The organism is Xanthobacter variabilis (assembly GCF_043831965.2).
Taxonomy (GTDB): Bacteria; Pseudomonadota; Alphaproteobacteria; order Rhizobiales; family Xanthobacteraceae; genus Xanthobacter.
Genome location: NZ_CM195533.1, coordinates 1,325,095 through 1,343,514 on the forward strand (window position 1 = coordinate 1,325,095; position 18,420 = coordinate 1,343,514).

An 18,420-nucleotide genomic window follows, 5' to 3' on the forward strand; every position below is an offset into this window, starting at 1 on the left:
CTCCCTAGCGCACGGTGACGCGGGCCAGCTCCTCGCCATCGTCGGACATGACGTGGGTGGAGCAGGCGAGGCACGGGTCGAACGAGTGGAGGGTGCGCAGGATCTCCACCGGCTCCTCGGGACGGGCCATGGGCGTGTTGAGAAGAGAGGCCTCGAACGCGCCGATATTGCCCTTGGGATCGCGCGGCCCGCCGTTCCAGGTGGTGGGCACCACGCACTGGTAATTCTCGATCCGCCCGTCTTTGATCTTGATCCAGTGGCCGAGGCCGCCGCGCGGGGCCGCCACCGTGCCCACCCCCTTGGCCTCCTTCGGCCAGGTGGAGGGGTCCCACTTCTCCATATTGGCGGTGGAGGTGTCGCCGGCCTTGATATTGGCGATGAGGGCGGAAAAGTCGTCCAGCATCATGTGGGCGCAATAATGCGCTTCCAGCGCGCGGGCCAGCGTCCGGCCGATGGTGGAGGGCAGCGCCTGCTTGGGGGTGAGGTTGGTGCCGGCCAGGCTGTTGAAGCGGCCCAGCGCCTCGTCCACCTGCCCCTTCACGAACGGCACGCCATGGGCATAAGCGAGGATGTAGCGGGCGAGCGGGCCCACCTCCACCGCATTGCCGCGCCAGCGCGGGGCCTTGATCCACGAATACTTGGCGTTCTCGTCCACCTGCTTGATGTCGGTGCGGGTGCCCTTGAAATTGGGGCCGAGATCGAACTTGGGATCGGTGATGCCGTCCCAGGGGTGCAGGCCCTTGTCTTTGTCGGCTTCGCCATAGGTGTACCAGGAGTGCGCCACGAACTCCTGCACCTGGTCGGGGTCGCGCGGGTCGATGGGATGGATCTCTTCCCAATTGCCGTTGAGGATGACGCCGCCGGGCAGGCGATCGGTCTTCTTCTGGCCCTGGATGGCGGCATAGTCGCCATAATCCATCACGTTCTGGCCCGAGAGGCCGCCGCCATAGAGCCAGCCCTTGTAGAAGCTCGCAATGGCGATGACGTCCGGCACCAGCACGTTCTGGGAAAACTCGAACGCCTCCTGGAGCTTGAGCTGCACGAAGTTCAGCCGCTCCATGTTGAGGGGGGCGCCGGCGGCCATGTCGCCATTCATGTTGATGGCGCAGGGCACGCCGCCCACCAGATAGTTCGGGTGGGGGTTCTTGCCGCCGAAGATGGTGTGCACCTTCACGATCTCACGCTGGAAATCCAGCGCTTCGAGATAATGGGTCACGGCCAGCAGATCCGCCTCGGGCGGCAGCAGATAGGCCGGGTTGTCCCAGTATCCGTTCTTGAAGATGCCGAGCTGCCCCGATTCCACGAACTTCTTCAGCCGGTTCTGCACATCGCGGAAATAGCCCGGCGAGGACTTGGAGTGGGCGGAGATGGACTGCTGCAGCACGCTGGTGGCCTTGGGATCGGCCTTCAGCGCGTTCACCGGGTTCACCCAGTCGAGGGCGTGGAGGTGATAGAAGTGCACCACGTGGTCGTGCCACTGGAGCACCTTCGCCATGATCTCGCGGATGAGATAGGCGTTGTTGGGGATGGTGATGTTGAGCGCGTCTTCCACCGCCCGCACGGAGGTGAGCGCGTGGCAGCCCGTGCACACGCCGCAGATGCGCTCCACGAAGGCCCAGGCGTCGCGCGGGTCGCGACCCTTGAGGATCACTTCCAGGCCGCGCCACATGGTGCCGGTGGAGACCGCGTTGCGGATGACGTTCTCAGCATCCACATTCACCTCGCAGCGCATATGCCCTTCGATGCGGGTGACCGGATCGACGACGATGCGCTTGCCTGAGGTGTCGAGGGAAAAGCCGTTCGGCGTCTGGATGGTCACTTCTCGCCTCCCTTATCGGCGCCGTTGCTGTTGTCGTGCTTGGTCTGGGCGCGCTTCAGGGCGCTGATGGCGGCATGCACCGCCACGCCGCCGCCCACCACGGCGGCGGCCGCAAGGCCCACCTTGTCCGCATTGCTCTCGATGCCGAAGCCGGACTGCTTCAGGTCCGCCAGGCGGGCATACCAGGAGCCCTTGTCCCAGAAGCCGTCTTCCGAGCAGCCGATGCAGCCGTGGCCGGACTGGATGGGGAAGGACACGCCGTCGTTCCAGCGCACGGTGGAGCAGGCATTGTAGGTGGTCGGGCCCTTGCAGCCCACCTTGTAGAGGCAATAGCCCTTGCGCGCGCCTTCGTCGTCGAAGCTTTCCACATACTGGCCGGCGTCGAAGTGCGGCCGGCGATAGCATTTGTCGTGGATGCGCTGGGAATAGAACATCAGCGGCCGGCCCTGGCGGTCGAGCGCGGGGAGCTGGTCGAAGGTGAGCATGTAGGTGATGACGCCGGTCATCACCTCGGCGATGGGCGGACAGCCCGGCACCTTGATGATGGGCTTGTCGAAGATCACCTCGTGCACGGGCGTGGCGCGGGTGGGGTTGGGCCGGGCCGCCTGCACGCAGCCATAGGAGGCGCAGGAGCCCCAGGAGATGATGGCCTTGGCGTCGGTCGCGACCTTCTTGAGCTGGTCCACGAACGGCTTGCCGCCGATGATGCAATACATGCCATCCTCGTTGAGGGGCGGGTTGCCCTCCACGGCCAGGATGTAATTGCCCTTATACTTGGTCATCACCTCTTCAAGGATGGCTTCCGCCTGGTAGCCGGCGGAGGCCATGAGCGTGTCGTCGTAATCGAGCGAGATCATGGAGAGCACCACATCCTTCACCAGAGGATGGGCGGAGCGGATGAAGCTCTCCGAACAGCAGGTGCATTCCAGGCCATGGAGCCACAGCACCGGGGTGCGCGGCTTGGTTTCCATGGCGTGTGCGATCTTGGGCGCGAATTCCGGCCCGAGGCCGAGCGCCGCCGCGGTGAGCGAGCAATATTTCAGGAACGACCGGCGGGTAATCCCCTGCCGCCGCATCACTTCATAAAACGTCTCGAGGGCCATCAGGCGTTCCCCCCTTCCCTGTTTCCCATTCGCCGCCGGCCCTTTACCGGACCGACCCCACCCACGCCGGCAACCCGGCCCCTGGCATTACCCAATGCCCGCCGGAGGTGAGACGGCGGAACTTGGAAGGATTACAGCAAGGGCCGTGCCAGGGGTGGAGAGGAAAGGGATTTCAGGGGGTTAGGGGGTGATGACGGGGTGTGCGGTGGATGGGGGGAATACGCTTTCCAGGGGAGGTGGAAAGGGGGTTGCCGACCTTTGCGGCAAGTGGGTCAGATGGGCATAATGGATGCGCTAACGTATTAATATATTGGCTGGCGGGTCAGGGTTATCATCATTGTCATCAATGTATTTTGGATGTGACAATATTTTTTTTGAAAATAGCAGCCGTCTCGCTTCATCTTCAGTAATGGTCTCTGGAGAAAGCAGGCGTAATTGTTCTGGTTTTATCGCTACCCTTTTCTGGGTAGGTTTGTGTCGATGTCTTCTGCCTGGAATATGGATTTTTTCATTTAAAAATGCAGAGTCATCAACATTCAGGCTCCCGAGAAGTTTATCGAGCTCCGCTTGAATGGAAGCAGCCTCCTGCTCGCGTACGTCCGCATTGAGAGAATCGTAGTGTTTTTCTAGTTTTTCAATTCTTTTTGAAATCCTATATATTTTGCCAGCGGTTTTGGTTCTCCGCTCTGCGCGAAATATTTGAGAACTCGAAGGTTTAAGTTGCCGATCTACGTATTCAATAGTTTTTCTAGCGAAATACAGGCCGTCTTGAAATAGTTCTCTTGCGCCATCCTTAAATTGAGGGTATACAGATATGGCAGTGTATAGGCTAACGGCGACTGTGGCCCAAACGCGTATGCTCCCTTCTTCAATATCGACCTTAATTTCTACCCGAAATGGGTATATTGAGCTGGCAATTTCGCTGGTCTCGCTGAGGATGGCCTCTCCCAACACATCGGCGTTGCGATGAAGCCTAAATGGCTTAAGATGAATATATCCTTCGGCGATTTCGGCCATTGCTCTGATTCGGCTGTTGCTCTTTAACTATGGCTACTTCCTTAGGTTGTGCAATAGCGCGAATCCATTTGACCTCATCCCTCCGTCCCGGGAAACACCAGCCCCGCCTTCCGCAGCGCGTCGCCCGAGCCCAATCCCATGCGCTTCACCACCATCATGGCCTGGGCCATGGGGATGTTCAGGGGGACGATGCGGTCTTTCGGGACATAGAAGAGGTCGCCGGACATGGGGGTCGGGGCGCGGGGGATGAAGACGGCGGCCCAGCCGTCGGGAATGTCTTCCAGCTGGTAGCCGAGCTGCCAGGCGCCGTCGCGGCTGATCAAGGCCGGGGTGACGCCGGCCATGCTTTCCACCTGGGTCAGGCCATCGGCCATGCTTTTCACGAGCTGGTATTGCGGCACGCCGCCCAGCAGGGAATTCTCCCAGAAGCGCGTCACCCGCCGGCCGTGGCGCGTGCTGGCGGCAAAGCCGGCGCCGAAAGCCACGAGCAAAATGAGCACGAGGCCGATGAGGCTTTCCCCGCTCACCCCCACATAATCTTCCACCGGCACCAGATGGGACACGGGCTTCGCCAGCGCGCCCACCAGCTTGATGGCATGGCCGAGCACGATGAGCACCAGCACCATGGGCAGCAGAAACACCATGCCCAGCACGAGCCGCCGCCCCATCAGCACCAGGAACGACCTCGGCTTGTCCTGACCGCGCTGCGCCATGGTCCCCATCCCCCAAAGAAACGCCACTGCGTGCAACCGGCCTTTGCAGGGCGCCGCGTCTGCACGAACAGGTGATGTCTATCGCACCCCAGGGGTCCGAGCCACTCCCGTTCGCTGACCGCGCTGGGCCCTCGCGGTGACCCAGTTTCAAGACGAAAGCGCGCCTTCGGTTCCCCCGCGCGTGCGGGTGGGGACTGAAAACGGGGCGGCCAACCGCGAGACCGTGGCCTGTGCGCTGGCGCGGGATGGAGGGCTTGCTTTGCGCGCCTGCCCCTTGCATCGCGGTCGCACCCCTGCCATATAGCGCGTGGGAGGTTGGCGGTGGACGAGCCACTCGCCAACCGGGTCAGGTCCGGAAGGAAGCAGCCCCAACGAGCCCGGTCTCGGGTCTTCGTCCAGCCTCCCACCCCACTCGCATCACCGCATCCGAAGCGCCGCGCCCTCAGCGCGGCGTCGGGGCGGGTGCGTTCTCTCCACAGGGCTGTCCGCATTGTCGCAATCCTGCTTGGATCGGCGGATAGACGGGGCGCGCCCCGACGGCTGAAGCTTTGCTTCACAGGGGCAAATCCGTGCCGGAGTCCGGCTTGCCAAGGAGATCAGCGCATGTGGGTCGTTGTCTTTCTCGTCGTCAATGCCTTGTCCGGTCCGGATGTCCGGGTCGTGAAGGAGGCCGCTTACTCCACCGAGGACGCCTGCAAGGCCTCCATCACCCGCAACGTGCCCGCCAAGCTGGACGCCAAGGCCAAGGCCGAGTTTGAGCAGGGCTATCGCCGCTATGTGTGCGTGCGCGTGGGTGACCTCGACGTGCTCACCAAGGCCAAGTAGGCCGCCGCGGCGCGGGCTCGAAGCAGTGGAGCATCTGCGGATCTTGGGCGCGCCACGCACCATCGCGTGGCGGCCGTGGCGCGGATGCACTATGTAAGACCCATGAGCGAGAACACCCGCGACGACCTGAACGCCCCCGCCAGCGCGACGCCGGAGCATGACGGCCCCGGCCTCGATTTCGGCACGCCCACGCAGCCCCCGGCTGCGGTGCCGGTCCCGGCCACGCCGGGCGCCTATCGGGTGCTGGCGCGCAAGTATCGCCCGCAGAATTTCGCGGACCTCATCGGCCAGGAGGCGATGGTCCGCACCCTGAGGAATGCGTTCGCCTCCGGCCGCATCGCCCAGGCCTATATCCTCACCGGCGTGCGCGGCGTGGGCAAGACCACCACCGCCCGCATCCTCGCCCGCGCCCTCAATTACGAGCCGATGGATGGTTCGCCCGGCGGGCCGAGCCTTGATTTGTCGGTGCCGGGCAAGCACTGCCGCGACATCATCGAATCGCGCCATGTGGACGTGATGGAGATGGACGCCGCGTCCAACACCTCCATCAACGACATCCGCGAGATCATCGAAAGCGCGCGGTATCGCCCGGTGATGGCGCGCTACAAGGTCTATATCATCGACGAAGTGCACATGCTCTCCACCGCCGCCTTCAACGGCCTGTTGAAGACGCTGGAGGAGCCGCCGGAGCATGTGAAGTTCATCTTCGCCACCACCGAAATCCGCAAGGTGCCGGTCACCGTGCTCTCGCGCTGCCAGCGCTTCGACCTGAGGCGGGTGGATGCGGGCGTCTTGGCCGATCACCTGAAGGGCATCTGTGCCAAGGAAGGCGTTTCCATCGAGGCGGAGGCCCTGTCCATCGTGGCGCGGGCGGCGGAAGGCTCGGTGCGCGACAGCCTCTCCCTGTTGGATCAGGCCATCGCCCATGGCGGCGGCAACGTCTCGGCGGAAGAGGTGCGGCGCCTGTTGGGCCTTGCCGACAAGGGACGCGTGATCGACCTGTTCGAGGCGCTGATGCGCGGCGCCATGCCCAAGGCCCTGGCCGAGTTCCGCGACCAGTATGATGCCGGCGCCGACCCGGCGGTGATCCTCACCGATCTGGCCGAATTCACCCATCTCGTCACCCGCCTGAAGATCGTGCCCGATGCCGCCAATGACGCCGCCTTGGTGGAGGCGGAGCGGGTGCGCGGCGGCGAGATGGCGCAAGCCTTGTCCATGCGCGTGCTGGCGCGGGCCTGGCAGATGCTCCAGAAGGGCATCGGCGAGGTGCAGCAGGCTCCCAAGCCCGTGCAGGCCGCCGAAATGGTGCTGGTGCGCCTGGCTTACGCCGCCGATCTGCCCACGCCCGATGAGGCCCTTCGCCGCCTGAAGGACCAGCCCTCGCCTTCGTCCGCGCCGCCCGCGCCCATGCCCTCCGGCGGTGGGGGAGGGGGCGCGCGCCTCGCCCTTGCGGCGGCCACGGCGCAGCCCCGGCCCGCGCCGGTCGCCGTCGCGCCCGCGCAGGCCGGGCCAAGGCTGGCGAGCCTTGCGGATGTGGCGGCGCTGGCCAGCGACAAGCGCGACCTGCTGCTGAAGCTGGCGGTGGAAACCCAGGTTCGCCCGGTGAAGTTCGAGGACGGGCACATTGAAATCGCCCTGAGCCCCGGCGCCAGTCCCGTGGTGGTGGGCGACATCGCCAAGAAGCTCACGGAATGGACCGGCCGGCGCTGGCTGGTCTCCCTCTCCCAGGAGCAGGGCGGGCCCACGCTTTCCGAGGAGCGCGACGCGCGCCAGGCGGAGCGGGAGGAGGGCATCAAGGCCCATCCCCTGGTGGCCGCCGTGCTGGCGCGCTTTCCCCGCGCCGAAGTGGTGGATGTGCGCACCCGCGAGGACGAGGTGGATGAGGCTCTTCCCCCAGCGGAAGAAGACGCCTATGCGGGTCCCGGACCCGATGACGAGATTGAATATTGACCAAGGAGAAATGAGGCCATGCGTGACCTGTTCGGCATGATGAAGCAGGCCAAGGAGCTGCAGGAGCGCATGCAGCAGATGCAGGCCGAGCTCGACACCATCGAGGTGGAAGGCGCCTCCGGCGGCGGCCTCGTCACCGCCCGCGTCACCGCCAAGGGCGAGTGCAAGGCGGTGCGCATCGACCCGTCTCTGGTGAAGCCGGACGAAGTGGAGATCCTGGAGGATCTCATCGTCGCCGCCCTGGCCGACGCGCGCGGCAAGGCCGAGCGGGTGATGCAGGAAAAGATGCAGGGCCTCACCGGCGGCCTGTCCTTGCCGCCCGGCATGAAGCTGTTCTGATCGCCGCCGGGGACGCCCCCGGGTCTTTGGGGATGCTAGTGACGCCAGCGCGGTGTGCCCCATCGGCTGAGGCGTCGCCGTCCTCATAACGGTCAGGCCGGGTCTGCGTCTGCGGTTCGGGGCCTCTGGGCCGTCAAGACGCACCGACGGGTGGGGCTCGTTTCCTCGCCCGCTTGCGGCCGAAGGCCAGGGAGCGGCCGGCTCGCCGGAGGCAAAAGGGGGGGCTTCGCCTCGCTGCTCGGTTTACATGCCCCCGCTCTGCTCCTTGCCCAGCGCTTCCCCTTGAGGGGGTGAGCGGCGCAGGTGCCTGACAAGCGCTTTGGTGGTTGGCAAGACCTGCCGTGTGCCGGCTGTCGATTGGCCATCGATGCTGGCGACTACGGTTTGGTCTCCCCGCCGATCGGGCCGGGACCCTTCCGGTTGCCGGTGCTGCTTGCGTGCGCGACGGGCGGATTGTCTGCGCAGGTTCCGCATTTCCCGCATGTCTGCCGGCGTCGCCTCACCGGCCCCTGGGCCGTCACCACAGGCCGCTGCGGCGCCGGGACGATGCGTGCGGGAATAGCCCGGAACACAAAAGGAGCGCAGGTCGCGCCGGCTGCCGGGAGGCGCCAGCGCGACCTCGATCCGAAGCGGCCACCCTCCGGCCGCCCCCCGGATCATAATGCGTGGCGGCCCTCAGCTCGCGGTGACGGGGCGGCGGTCTTTATAGGCGGCGATCCATTTGTGGATCTCGCGCACATGCTCGGACTCTTCCTCGAAGAATTCCTGCGCGAGCGCCTTGATTTCCGGATCCTCGGTGGTGTCGAGGATGGACTTGTAATAGTCGCGGCTGGCCTCCTCGGCCTCACGCGCGATCTCCAGGGCCTCGCCATGGCCGAGGAAGGGATCCGCGGCCCAGATGCGCGCGGTTTCCGGGCTTTCAAGGTCGGGCCACTGGTATTCGTTCGGCTTCATCTCAGGAATGTCGCGATACATGGCGCGCGCCCGCGCGTCCGAGAGATGCATGCGGGAATAGTCGGACAGGCGGCGGAACAGCTGGCCAACCTCGGCATTGCCGCAGCTCTGCATCGCATCGGCCAGCTCGCCGAAACGCAGGGCAGCTTCTTCCTCGAGCTTGGCTGCGTAAGCCAGAAATTCCTCGACAGTCTTCAAGATGGGGTCCTCCAAGGCAAAGGCGTGCCGATGTCACGGGCGCCGCCGGCCGCTGCGGATGGATGCTCGCGCTCAGGAAACCCTGTCTTCACGGCGGAAGGACACTGTGTGACGCGAGTGAAAAAGAAGATGCACAAAAATTAAACAGCGCCGGACGGGTTCATCCGAACATCGGGAAAGACAACTTTCCCTCATTACAGCGGATAGGCTGCGCCTTGATTGACATAAGTCATAGAGTTGCGAATTCCGGAGGAGCGGCGCGCAAACGAAAGGGGCGGCCTTGCGGCCGCCCCTGCGTTAAATCGAGACAGGAATGGCGTGCGGATCACTCCGCCGCGCCGGCCTCGCCCTTGTTCTCGCCGTCGGCGGCCTTGGCGGCCTCCTTCTCGGCTTTCTCCTTGGCTTCCAGGTCCTCGCCGGTGGCCTGGTCGACCACCTTCATGGACAGGCGGGTCTTGCCGCGCTCGTCGAAGCCCATGAGCTTGACCTTGACCTTGTCGCCTTCCTTGACGACGTCGGAGGGCTTGTTCACCCGCTCCTTGGCCATCTGGGAGACGTGCACCAGGCCGTCCTTGGACCCGAAGAAGTTCACAAAGGCGCCGAAGTCCACCACCTTCACCACGGTGCCTTCATAGATCTGGCCCACTTCCGGCTCGGAGGCGATGGACTTGATCCAGTTGATGGCGGCCTTGATGCTGTCGCCGGAGGCGGACGCGATCTTGATGGTGCCGTCGTCCTCGATGTTGATCTTGGCGCCGGTCTTCTCGACGATCTCGCGGATCACCTTGCCGCCGGAGCCGATCACTTCGCGGATCTTGTCCACGGGGATCTTCATCACCTCGATGCGCGGGGCATGCTCGCCGAGTTCCGCGCGGGCGCTGGTGAGGGCCTTGGCCATCTCGCCGAGAATGTGGGTGCGCCCGTCCTTGGCCTGGGCCAGGGCGACCTTCATGATCTCCTCGGTGATGCCGGCGATCTTGATGTCCATCTGGAGCGAGGTCACGCCCTGCTCGGTGCCGGCCACCTTGAAGTCCATGTCGCCGAGGTGATCCTCGTCGCCCAGGATGTCGGAGAGCACGGCGAACTTCTCACCCTCGAGGATGAGGCCCATGGCGATGCCCGCCACCGGGCGCCGCAGCGGCACGCCCGCATCCATCAGCGCCAGCGAGGAGCCGCAGACGGTGGCCATGGACGAGGAGCCGTTGGACTCCAGGATCTCGGAGACCACGCGCAGGGTGTAGGGGAACTCGTGCTTGGCCGGCAGCATCGGGTGGATGGCGCGCCAGGCCAGCTTGCCGTGGCCGATCTCGCGGCGGCCGGGCGAACCCATGCGGCCGGTCTCGCCCACGGAGAAGGGCGGGAAGTTGTAGTGCAGCAGGAAGTGCTCCTTGTAGGTGCCCTCCAGGCTGTCGATGAACTGCTCGTCCTCGCCGGTGCCGAGGGTCGCGACCACCAGGGCCTGCGTCTCGCCGCGGGTGAACAGGGCCGAGCCGTGGGCGCGCGGCAGCACGCCGACCTCGGACACGATCGGGCGCACGGTGCGCACGTCGCGGCCGTCGATGCGGATGCCGTCGTCGAGGATGTTCCAGCGCACGATCTGGGCTTCGAGGTGCTTGATGACCTCGGCCACCACCTGCGGGTTAGGCACCGCGGTGCCGCCGAGCGCCAGCTCCTCGTAATACTTCTTCACCTTGGACTTGGCGGCGCCAACGGCCTCGTAGCGGGCCTGCTTCTGCTTGATCTTGTAGGCGGCGCGCAGGTCGGCCTCGGCGATCTCCTTCACCTTGGCCTCGATGGCGGAGACGTCGGCGGGCTGGAAGGCGCGGGGTTCCTTGGCGGCCTTCTCGGCCAGCTTGATGATGGCCTCGATCACCGGCTGGAAGTGGCGGTGGCCGAACATCACCGCGCCGAGCATGATCTCCTCGGGCAGCTCCTTGGCTTCGGACTCGACCATGAGCACGGCGTCGGACGTGCCGGCAACGACCAGTTCCAGGTCGCTTTCCTTCACTTCGTCGACGGTGGGGTTGAGCACGTATTCGCCGTCGATGAAGCCGACGCGGGCGGCGCCCACCGGGCCCATGAAGGGAATGCCGGACAAGGTGAGGGCGGCGGAGGCGGCCACCATGGAGACGACGTCGGGATCGTTCTCCAGGTCATGGGCGAGCACGGTGATGATCACCTGGGTGTCGCACTTGTAGCCATCGGGGAAGAGGGGGCGGATCGGCCGGTCGATGAGGCGGGAGACCAGGGTCTCCTTCTCGGAGGGACGGCCCTCGCGCTTGAAGTAGCCGCCGGGAATGCGGCCGGCGGCGTAGGACTTTTCCTGATAGTTCACGGTCAGGGGGAAGAAGTCCTGGCCGGGCTTCGGCTCCTTGGCGGAAACCACGGTGGCGAGCACCTTGGTGTCGCCATAGGTGGCGAGCACGGAACCGTCGGCCTGGCGGGCCATCTTGCCGGTTTCCAGGGTGAGGGTGGTGCCACCCCAATCCAGCGTTTCGCTGTGAATGTCGAACATGTGGTCTTGTCTTTCTCTCATGGCAAACGGGGAGAGCCATGAGCAAGACGGCCGGACGCGCCGCGCGAAGCCACCCTTTTCAAGAAGGGGCCCCGACGGTGGCGTCCGGCGATCCTGCCATGACTCGTCCCTTGTGTTCAGACTGCGCGGCAGGCCCCATGCCTGCGGCGACGGCGCGCTTTCATGGCGCGCGCCCTCGGCTGGGTGCCGGGCCCTTATGCTTGCGGCGCCCCGGCGACCTTGGTGCCGGGGTTCCGATTGATCCCGCGCCCTTGCGGGCGCTGCCGGATCCGGGCGGGCCCAGATCCGGTCGACGCATCAGCGGCGGAGGCCGAGACGGCCGATGAGGGACTTGTAGCGCCCCTCGTCCTTCTTCTTCAAATAGTCGAGAAGGCTGCGGCGCTGCGAGACGAGCTTGAGCAGCCCGCGACGCGAGTGGTTGTCCTTGTGGTGGGACTTGAAGTGCTCGGTGAGGTTCACGATGCGCTCGGTGAGGATCGCAACCTGCACCTCGGGCGAACCGGTGTCGCCGTCCTTGGCCCCGTAATCCTTGATAAGCGCCTGCTTGCGCTCTGCCGTGATCGACATCAGTCAGTCCTTTCAAAAGAGATGGAAAAAACGCGTCGCCCGCCATTTCCCCTCGGTGTCGCCGGATGGCGGCCGAAGGTGGCGAAGGGGCGCGGGTCGGCCGGGCCGGGATGTCGTCCAGCACGGTCGAAACAGCAACGCGAAAAGCGGCACCCGAGGGCACCGTCCGCGCGGCGCGACTATAGCGGATTTCTCCTTGAGGGCTAGCGGAATATCGCCTGCGAGCCTTTCAGAAGCAGGAGACGAACTCGCGATAGACCCAGCCGAGCGGGCGGCCGGATTTGTGTACCGCGACATAGACCCAGGGGCGCCCGCGGGAATCGCTGGCGTGGTCCAGAATGGTCACCAGTGTTCCGTTGGGGATGGTGCCGACCACTTGCCCTTGGGGCGCGGTGCGCACATTCAGTGGCGTTCCCGTGGGGTCGGTGACCCTGCACCGGCTCTGAGCCGAGGCCGGCGAAGCGGCGGCGAGCAGGCTCGCCGCCAGCAGCGTGAATGCGAAGACGTGCCGCGACATGGGCCCCTCCCTCTCATCGGCCGGCACTCGAACCTGGTGGGCCGGGTTCGATGGCTGAGGAGAGGCCGAGGTCGGCGGTCCGCTCCTATCGGTTGGCCGGCTTGGCCGCCCGACGCGCCCAGTTAAACACGCGATGAGGGTAGATTTCACCCCCCTCAACGTCGCCGATGGCGATCAGCGCGTTCTGGCAGAAGATGGCCGCATGGCCCTCGACGATGGGGGCATCGCGCCCGCGCAGGATCACGCTCTGCCCGCAGCGCAGGCGGTGGGCGTCCGGCGGGGTCACCGAGATCTGCGGCACTTCCTCGAGCGCGAATTCCACCGGGTCGAGCGCCTCCATCAGCGCCTCGTCGCCCACGTCGGCCCGCTCGCGCAGCTCGTCCAGGGGCACGAGGTCCTCTTCCAGGAAGGGGCCGACGGAGGTGCGGCGCAAGGCGGAAACGTGCCCGCGCGTGCCCAGCAGGCGGCCGAGGTCGCGGGCGATGGCGCGCACATAGGTGCCCTTGCCGCACTGCGCTTCCAGAACCGCGTGGTCGATGTCGGGGCGCTCCACCATTACCAGGCTGAAGATGCTGACGGGGCGGGCCTCCAGCTTCACTTCCTCGCCTTCGCGGGCGAGGTCGTAGGCGCGCTCGCCGCCGATCTTCAGGGCCGAGTAAGCGGGCGGGACCTGCATGATCTCGCCGTGGAATTGGGCGAGGGCGGCGACGATCTCGTCATCGGCGGGGCGGACGTCGGAGCTGGCGACCTCCTTGCCCTCGGCGTCGTCCGTGTCGGTCTCGATGCCGAAGCGCACCGTGAAGCGATAGGTCTTGCGGCCGTCCATCACATAGGGAACGGTCTTGGTGGCCTCGCCGAAGGCGATGGGCAGGCAGCCCGACGCCAGCGGGTCGAGGGTGCCGGCGTGGCCGGCCTTCTTGGCGCCGAACAGGCGCTTCACCACGGTCACCGCCTGGGTGGAGGTGAGGCCCACGGGCTTGTCCAGCAGGACCCAGCCATCAAGGTCGCGCTTGGGCACGCGGGGGCGGTTGTCCTGCTCGCGTGGGGCGCGGGGGCCGCGGCCGCGGGGGGCGTTGGCGTGGTCGCCGGTCTGCTCCGGCTGGGGCGCTGCTTCGGGGGCGGAGGCGGCGGCAGATGCGGAAGTCATTCGCGGTTGGTCTCTTCGTCGTCGCTATCGGAATCCAGGTCGGGCACGACGTCGCGCGCCACCTGGGGAGAGCGCAGGAGCGCATCCATGCGGGCGCCCTCGTCGAACGAGGTGTCCTCGCGGAAGCGCAGCTCCGGCACGGATTTCAGCTCCACCCGGCGCGCGACCTCGCTGCGCAGGTGGCGGCGATTGGCTTCCAGTGCCTTCAGCACCGGGGCGAGGTCCTTGCCGCCCAGGGGCATCACGAAGCAGGTGGCCACCTTCAGGTCGGGCGACATGCGCACTTCCGGCACCGTGATGATGTGGCCGGAGAGGACGGGGTCGATGTGGTCGCCGCGCGAGAGCACATCGGCGAGGGCGTGGCGCACGAGCTCGCCGACGCGCAGCATGCGCTGGGAGGGGCCGCCTCCCGTGCGGGGTTCAGGTCTCATGGGTCGATAAAGCCTCAGCGGCGCCGTGGCGGAGCCGGGCGCCTGTTCCTTCAGGGGGAGCGGACGGGCTTGGACCGTGCCGCTCCGGTGATGTCTTCGCGTGATGTCCACGTCACTGCGGAGGACTCACGCCGTGCCCCGGCCGCAGGGACCGGGGATGGCAGGGCCGTGCCCATAACCGCGACGGGAAAAGCAAACGCGCGCCATTGCCGACGCCCGCTTTGCGTTTCCCTGCCCCTCCCTTTGGCGGGAGGGCGTGCGGCGTTACGCGGAGGCGCGGTGGCTCACAGCGAGCGCTGCACCGTCTCCACGCGATAGCACTCGATGACGTCGCCCTCGCGCATGTCCTGGTAGTTCTCGAAGGACATGCCGCATTCCTGGCCGGCGTGCACGGTGTTCACCGCATCCTTGAAGCGGTTGAGGGTCGAGAGCTTGCCCTCGTGGATCACCACGTTGTCGCGGATGAGGCGGACATGCTGGCCGCGTTCCACCACACCGTCGGTGACCAGGCAGCCCGCCACCTTGCCGACCTTGGACACGGCGAAGATCTGACGGATCTCCGCATTGCCCAGCATGGTCTCGCGGGTGATGGGGGCCAGAAGGCCGCTCATCGCGTGCTTCACGTCATCCACGAGGTCGTAGATGATGTTGTAGTAGCGGATCTCGACACCGGCCCGCTCGGCCGCGTCGCGCGCTTCCTTGTTGGCGCGCACGTTGAAGGCGATGATGGCCGCGCCGGAAGTCTCCGCCAGGGTCACGTCGCTCTCATTGATGCCGCCGGCGCCGGAATGGATGATGCGGGCCTGCACCTCGTCATTGCCCACCTTCTCCAGCGCGCCGATGATCGCTTCCACCGAGCCCTGCACGTCGCCCTTGATGATGAGCGGGAACTCCTTGCGGCCGGCCGACTTCACCTGGCTCATCATCTGTTCCAGCGAGCCGCGGATGGCGGTGGAGCGAGCCGCCGCCTTCTCGCGCTTCTGGCGCTGACGATAATCGGTGATTTCGCGGGCGCGGGCTTCGTTCTCCACCACGGCCAGGCGGTCGCCCGCCTCCGGGGTGCCGTTGAAGCCGAGCACCTCGACCGGCATGGAAGGGCCGGCCTCGGTCACGTTGCTGCCGATGTCCGAGATGAGGGCGCGCACGCGGCCCCATTCGGCGCCGGCCACCACGATGTCGCCCACGCGCATGGTGCCGCGCTGCACCAGCACGGTGGCCACCGGGCCACGGCCGCGATCCAGCTTGGCTTCCACCACGGTGCCTTCGGCGGCGCGGTCGGGGTTGGCCTTGAGATCAAGGATTTCCGACTGCAGCGAGATGGCATCGAGCAGCTTGTCGAGGTTGATCTGCTCCTTGGCGGAGACCTCCACCTCGAGCGTCTCGCCGCCCATGCTTTCCACCTGCACCTCGTGCTGGAGCAGCTCGGTGCGGACACGCTCGGGCTTGGCGCCGGGCTTGTCGATCTTATTGATGGCCACGATGATCGGCACGCCAGCGGCGCGGGCGTGATTGATGGCCTCGATGGTCTGCGGCATCACGCCGTCATCGGCCGCCACCACCAGCACCACGATGTCCGTCACCTTGGCGCCGCGGGCGCGCATGGCGGTGAAGGCGGCGTGGCCGGGGGTGTCGATGAAGGTGATCTTGCCGCCGGACGGCGCGGTCACCTGGTAGGCGCCGATGTGCTGGGTGATGCCACCGGCCTCACCCGACACCACGTTCGCCTTGCGGATGGCGTCGAGCAGCGAGGTCTTGCCGTGGTCGACATGGCCCATGATGGTGACCACCGGCGGGCGCGCCACCAGATCCTCGGCGGCGTCGGGCGTGTCGAACAGGCCCTCTTCCACGTCGGATTCCGAGACGCGGCGCACCGTGTGCCCCATCTCCTCGGCGATCAGCTCGGCGGTATCGGCGTCGATCACGTCGGTGATCTTCATCATCTGGCCCTGCTTCATCAGCAGGCGGATCACATCCACGCCCCGCTCCGACATGCGGTTGGCGAGTTCCTGGATGGTGATGGTCTCGGGCAGGATCACCTCGCGGGAGATCTTCTCCTTGCTCTCCTGCACGCGATTGCCGGTCATGCGCTGGGTACGGCGGCGGAACGAGGCCACCGAACGCTGGCGCTCGTCGCTGTCCGACAAGGCGGTGACCACGGTGAGGCGGCCGCGCTGCTTCTCAGCGGCACCCGGGGTGCGGGTGGGCTTGGGCGGCGTGACGACGCGCGCACCGGGGCTGCGGCGCAGGGGACCACCGGCGCGGCGCTCCTCTTCCTCGCCCTCGCCGGGCGCGCGGGGCGTCAGCGGGCGCGCGGTGGTGGTGCCGGCGGGACGGGCGGCGGCGGTGCCGGAGCCCTGCTCCTCGCCGAAACGCTTGCGCGCTTCCTGCTCGGCCTTGCGCTTCTTTTCCTCTTCCTGGGCGCGGCGGGCGTCTTCCTCGCGCTTGCGCGCCTCGGCGGCCTCACGCTCGGCGCGTTCGGCGCGCTCGCGCTCGGCGCGGCGGCGGGCTTCCTCCTCCGCGATGCGGCGCTCCTCCGCCATCCGCGCTTCCTCGACGGCGCGGGCGCGCGCATCGGCAAGGGCGGTGGCGCGAGCGTTGCGCTCCTCCTCGGTCAGGGTGCGCAGCACCACGCCGGAACCGCCCTGGCGCTGGGCGCCGGGACGACCCTGCGGGCCGCCGGAACGGCGATCGGCGCCGCCGCCCGAGCGCTGGGACTGGCCGGAGCCCTGTCCGTGGCCCTGACCCTGGCGGTTCGACTGCGGCGCGCCGGAGCGCTGGGGGCCGCCGGAACGCTGCGGCGCGTTCCCGGTCGGACGGGGGCCGGAGTGGCCGGCGCCCTGATGGCTGGCGCCGGCACGCGGCGCGGCGGGGGCCGCCGGGCGAGCCGGAGCTGCGGGCGCGGCCGGAGTGGCAGCCGGCGTCGCCGCGGCCTTGGGGGCCTCGGCCGGCGCTGCGGCCTGCGGGGCGGCAGGAGCCTTGGCCTCGGCCGGGGCCGCCGGAGCGGGCGCCTTGGGAGCCTCAGGAGCAGGCGCCTGCGGTGCGGCGGGAGCCGGGGTCGCCGCCACCGGGGCCGCGACGGGCTCGGGTGCGGCGACAGGCGCCGACACGGGTGCCTCAGCCTGAACGGGAGCGACCGGCGCCGGCGCGGCGGGCGCGGGTGCCGCCGGGGCCTTCGCCTGCGGCGTGGCCGGGGATGCGGCGGCGGGAGCCGGAGTGGCAGTGACCGGCGCGGCGGGCGCTGCCGCAGGGCGCGCGGGGGCGGCCGGCGCCGCCGGGGCGGCAGCCGCGGGCTGGGCCGTCTCACCAGGGATGACGCGGCGCTTCACCTTCTCCACCACGACCGCCTTGGAGCGGCCGTGGCTGAAGCTCTGGCGCACAGTGCCCTGTTCCACCGGGCGCTTCAGGGTGAGCGTCTTGCTGCCGGAGGCGGGGTGGAGCGTCTTGTCGCCGGGTGTCTTCGTATCGTTCATTCCGTATCCGTTCCTTGCATCCGGCCGGGCGCTCGGCTGCTGTCCTTGTCTTCGCCACTCTGGTGATCGCCTGAGGAAATCAGAGCCTCGGAAACCAGAGCGTCAGAAACCGGGGTTTCTTGAGAAACCTGTGTTTCACGGCCCCCGCTCACGGGCGCCCCGCGCTCGTCGCCGGCGGGGATCCCCGTCCGCCAGCGTTCGAGCTTGCGGCAGCGCGCGAGAAATCCCGCTGTCGTCGGATGCGCAAGCAGGGCCGCATGTACCACATTTGACCGCCCCAACGCCAAGTCCAAATCAACGCCGGGCAGGGAATTGACGATGTCCGCAACCCGCGAGCCGGAGGCGGCCGCCTGGCGGGCGTGGGCATCGAGTTTGCGAACGCCATCGGGGCTCGCGTCGGAGGCGTGCACGAGCACTGCGACCGAGCCGGAGGCGAGCGCTTGCTCCACCTTCATGGTGCCCGTCACCACCCGTCCCGCTTTGTTGGCGAGCGAGAGGCTGGCGCGGGTGTCCTTTTCGAGCAGGCCTTCCACCAGGGCCACAAGGCCTGGTGTGGGCGTGCCCTTGCCTTTGAACGCGCGGCCGAAGGCCTTGCGCTTCAACGCGGTTTCCAGGTCGGCGCGTGTGGCTCGAACCCACGCGCCGCGTCCCGGGAGCTTCCGGGTGAGGTCAGGGACGATCTGTCCGTCCGGCCCCACCACGAAGCGCAGCATCTGTGAGACCGGCGTGACCTGCCGCGTGGCCAGGCACAGGCGCGACAAAGGCGCCCGCGGCGAGCTCAGCCCGCGCGGTCCCTCGTCCGTCTCCACCTCGACCATTTCTGCAAGCACTGCG

The 18,420-nt window shown here is 67.0% G+C and carries 15 protein-coding genes and 1 other RNA gene; 4 read left to right on the forward strand and 12 right to left on the reverse strand.

The features are described 5' to 3' along the window. Positions 1–4 precede the first annotated feature (4 nt). The 4 genes from V5F26_RS05715 to V5F26_RS05730 all read right to left on the reverse strand — a co-directional run bounded on the left by V5F26_RS05715 (position 5) and on the right by V5F26_RS05730 (position 4,652). A complete protein-coding gene (locus tag V5F26_RS05715; RefSeq protein WP_394946903.1) occupies positions 5–1,819 on the reverse strand; it encodes a nickel-dependent hydrogenase large subunit in 1,815 nt (604 codons plus the stop codon). Beyond that, positions 1,816–2,922 (reverse strand): hydrogenase small subunit, encoded by a 1,107-nt coding sequence (locus tag V5F26_RS05720; protein WP_394946904.1) that lies wholly within the window; start codon positions 2,920–2,922, stop codon positions 1,816–1,818. The genes V5F26_RS05715 and V5F26_RS05720 overlap by 4 nt, the downstream gene beginning before the upstream one ends. A 294-nt stretch (positions 2,923–3,216) precedes the next feature. Beyond that, positions 3,217–3,939 carry a hypothetical protein gene (locus V5F26_RS05725; protein ID WP_394946905.1) on the reverse strand — a complete coding sequence of 241 codons (723 nt, stop codon included), beginning with the start codon at positions 3,937–3,939 and terminating at the stop codon, positions 3,217–3,219. 74 nt (positions 3,940–4,013) lie between these two features. Beyond that, the gene (locus V5F26_RS05730) at positions 4,014–4,652 is read right to left on the reverse strand and encodes a DUF502 domain-containing protein (RefSeq protein ID WP_394946906.1); all 639 of its coding nucleotides are present in this window, start codon (positions 4,650–4,652) and stop codon (positions 4,014–4,016) included. Positions 4,653–4,961: 309 nt separating this feature from the next. Between V5F26_RS05730 and ffs the strand changes: the two genes are divergently transcribed. From ffs to V5F26_RS05750, 4 genes are all read left to right on the forward strand, one after another. After that, positions 4,962–5,060, forward strand: an RNA gene (gene ffs / locus V5F26_RS05735) — signal recognition particle sRNA small type. 195 nt (positions 5,061–5,255) lie between these two features. Beyond that, entirely contained in the window at positions 5,256–5,477 is a 222-nt protein-coding gene (locus V5F26_RS05740) for a hypothetical protein (RefSeq protein ID WP_234053501.1), read from the forward strand. Positions 5,478–5,579: 102 nt separating this feature from the next. Continuing rightward, positions 5,580–7,427 carry a DNA polymerase III subunit gamma/tau gene (locus V5F26_RS05745; RefSeq protein WP_394946907.1) on the forward strand — a complete coding sequence of 616 codons (1,848 nt, stop codon included), beginning with the start codon at positions 5,580–5,582 and terminating at the stop codon, positions 7,425–7,427. An 18-nt stretch (positions 7,428–7,445) separates the two neighbouring features. Continuing rightward, entirely contained in the window at positions 7,446–7,766 is a 321-nt protein-coding gene (locus V5F26_RS05750; protein WP_234053497.1) for a YbaB/EbfC family nucleoid-associated protein, read from the forward strand. A 675-nt stretch (positions 7,767–8,441) separates the two neighbouring features. Here the strand turns inward: V5F26_RS05750 and V5F26_RS05755 are convergent. The 8 genes from V5F26_RS05755 to V5F26_RS05790 form a co-directional block, all read right to left on the reverse strand. Beyond that, entirely contained in the window at positions 8,442–8,918 is a 477-nt protein-coding gene (locus V5F26_RS05755; protein WP_394057192.1) for a ferritin-like domain-containing protein, read from the reverse strand. Positions 8,919–9,243: 325 nt separating this feature from the next. Further along, a complete protein-coding gene (gene pnp / locus V5F26_RS05760; protein ID WP_394057190.1) occupies positions 9,244–11,433 on the reverse strand; it encodes a polyribonucleotide nucleotidyltransferase in 2,190 nt (729 codons plus the stop codon). A gap of 318 nt (positions 11,434–11,751) precedes the next feature. Then, positions 11,752–12,021: a 30S ribosomal protein S15 gene (gene rpsO, locus V5F26_RS05765; protein WP_234053489.1), complete on the reverse strand. Its 270-nt coding sequence runs from the start codon at positions 12,019–12,021 to the stop codon at positions 11,752–11,754. A gap of 229 nt (positions 12,022–12,250) precedes the next feature. After that, complete coding sequence (locus V5F26_RS05770; RefSeq protein WP_234053488.1) at positions 12,251–12,538, reverse strand: SH3 domain-containing protein; 288 nt, start codon at positions 12,536–12,538, stop codon at positions 12,251–12,253. Between the two features lie 85 nt (positions 12,539–12,623). After that, a complete protein-coding gene (gene truB / locus V5F26_RS05775; RefSeq protein ID WP_234053486.1) occupies positions 12,624–13,685 on the reverse strand; it encodes a tRNA pseudouridine(55) synthase TruB in 1,062 nt (353 codons plus the stop codon). After that, positions 13,682–14,116 carry a 30S ribosome-binding factor RbfA gene (gene rbfA, locus V5F26_RS05780; protein ID WP_234053484.1) on the reverse strand — a complete coding sequence of 145 codons (435 nt, stop codon included), beginning with the start codon at positions 14,114–14,116 and terminating at the stop codon, positions 13,682–13,684. Before rbfA ends, truB begins: the two co-directional genes overlap by 4 nt. A 284-nt stretch (positions 14,117–14,400) precedes the next feature. Beyond that, complete coding sequence (gene infB / locus V5F26_RS05785; RefSeq protein WP_394946909.1) at positions 14,401–17,586, reverse strand: translation initiation factor IF-2; 3,186 nt, start codon at positions 17,584–17,586, stop codon at positions 14,401–14,403. After that, positions 17,583–18,416: an RNA-binding protein gene (locus V5F26_RS05790; protein WP_394057182.1), complete on the reverse strand. Its 834-nt coding sequence runs from the start codon at positions 18,414–18,416 to the stop codon at positions 17,583–17,585. The genes infB and V5F26_RS05790 overlap by 4 nt, the downstream gene beginning before the upstream one ends. Positions 18,417–18,420 lie beyond the last annotated feature (4 nt).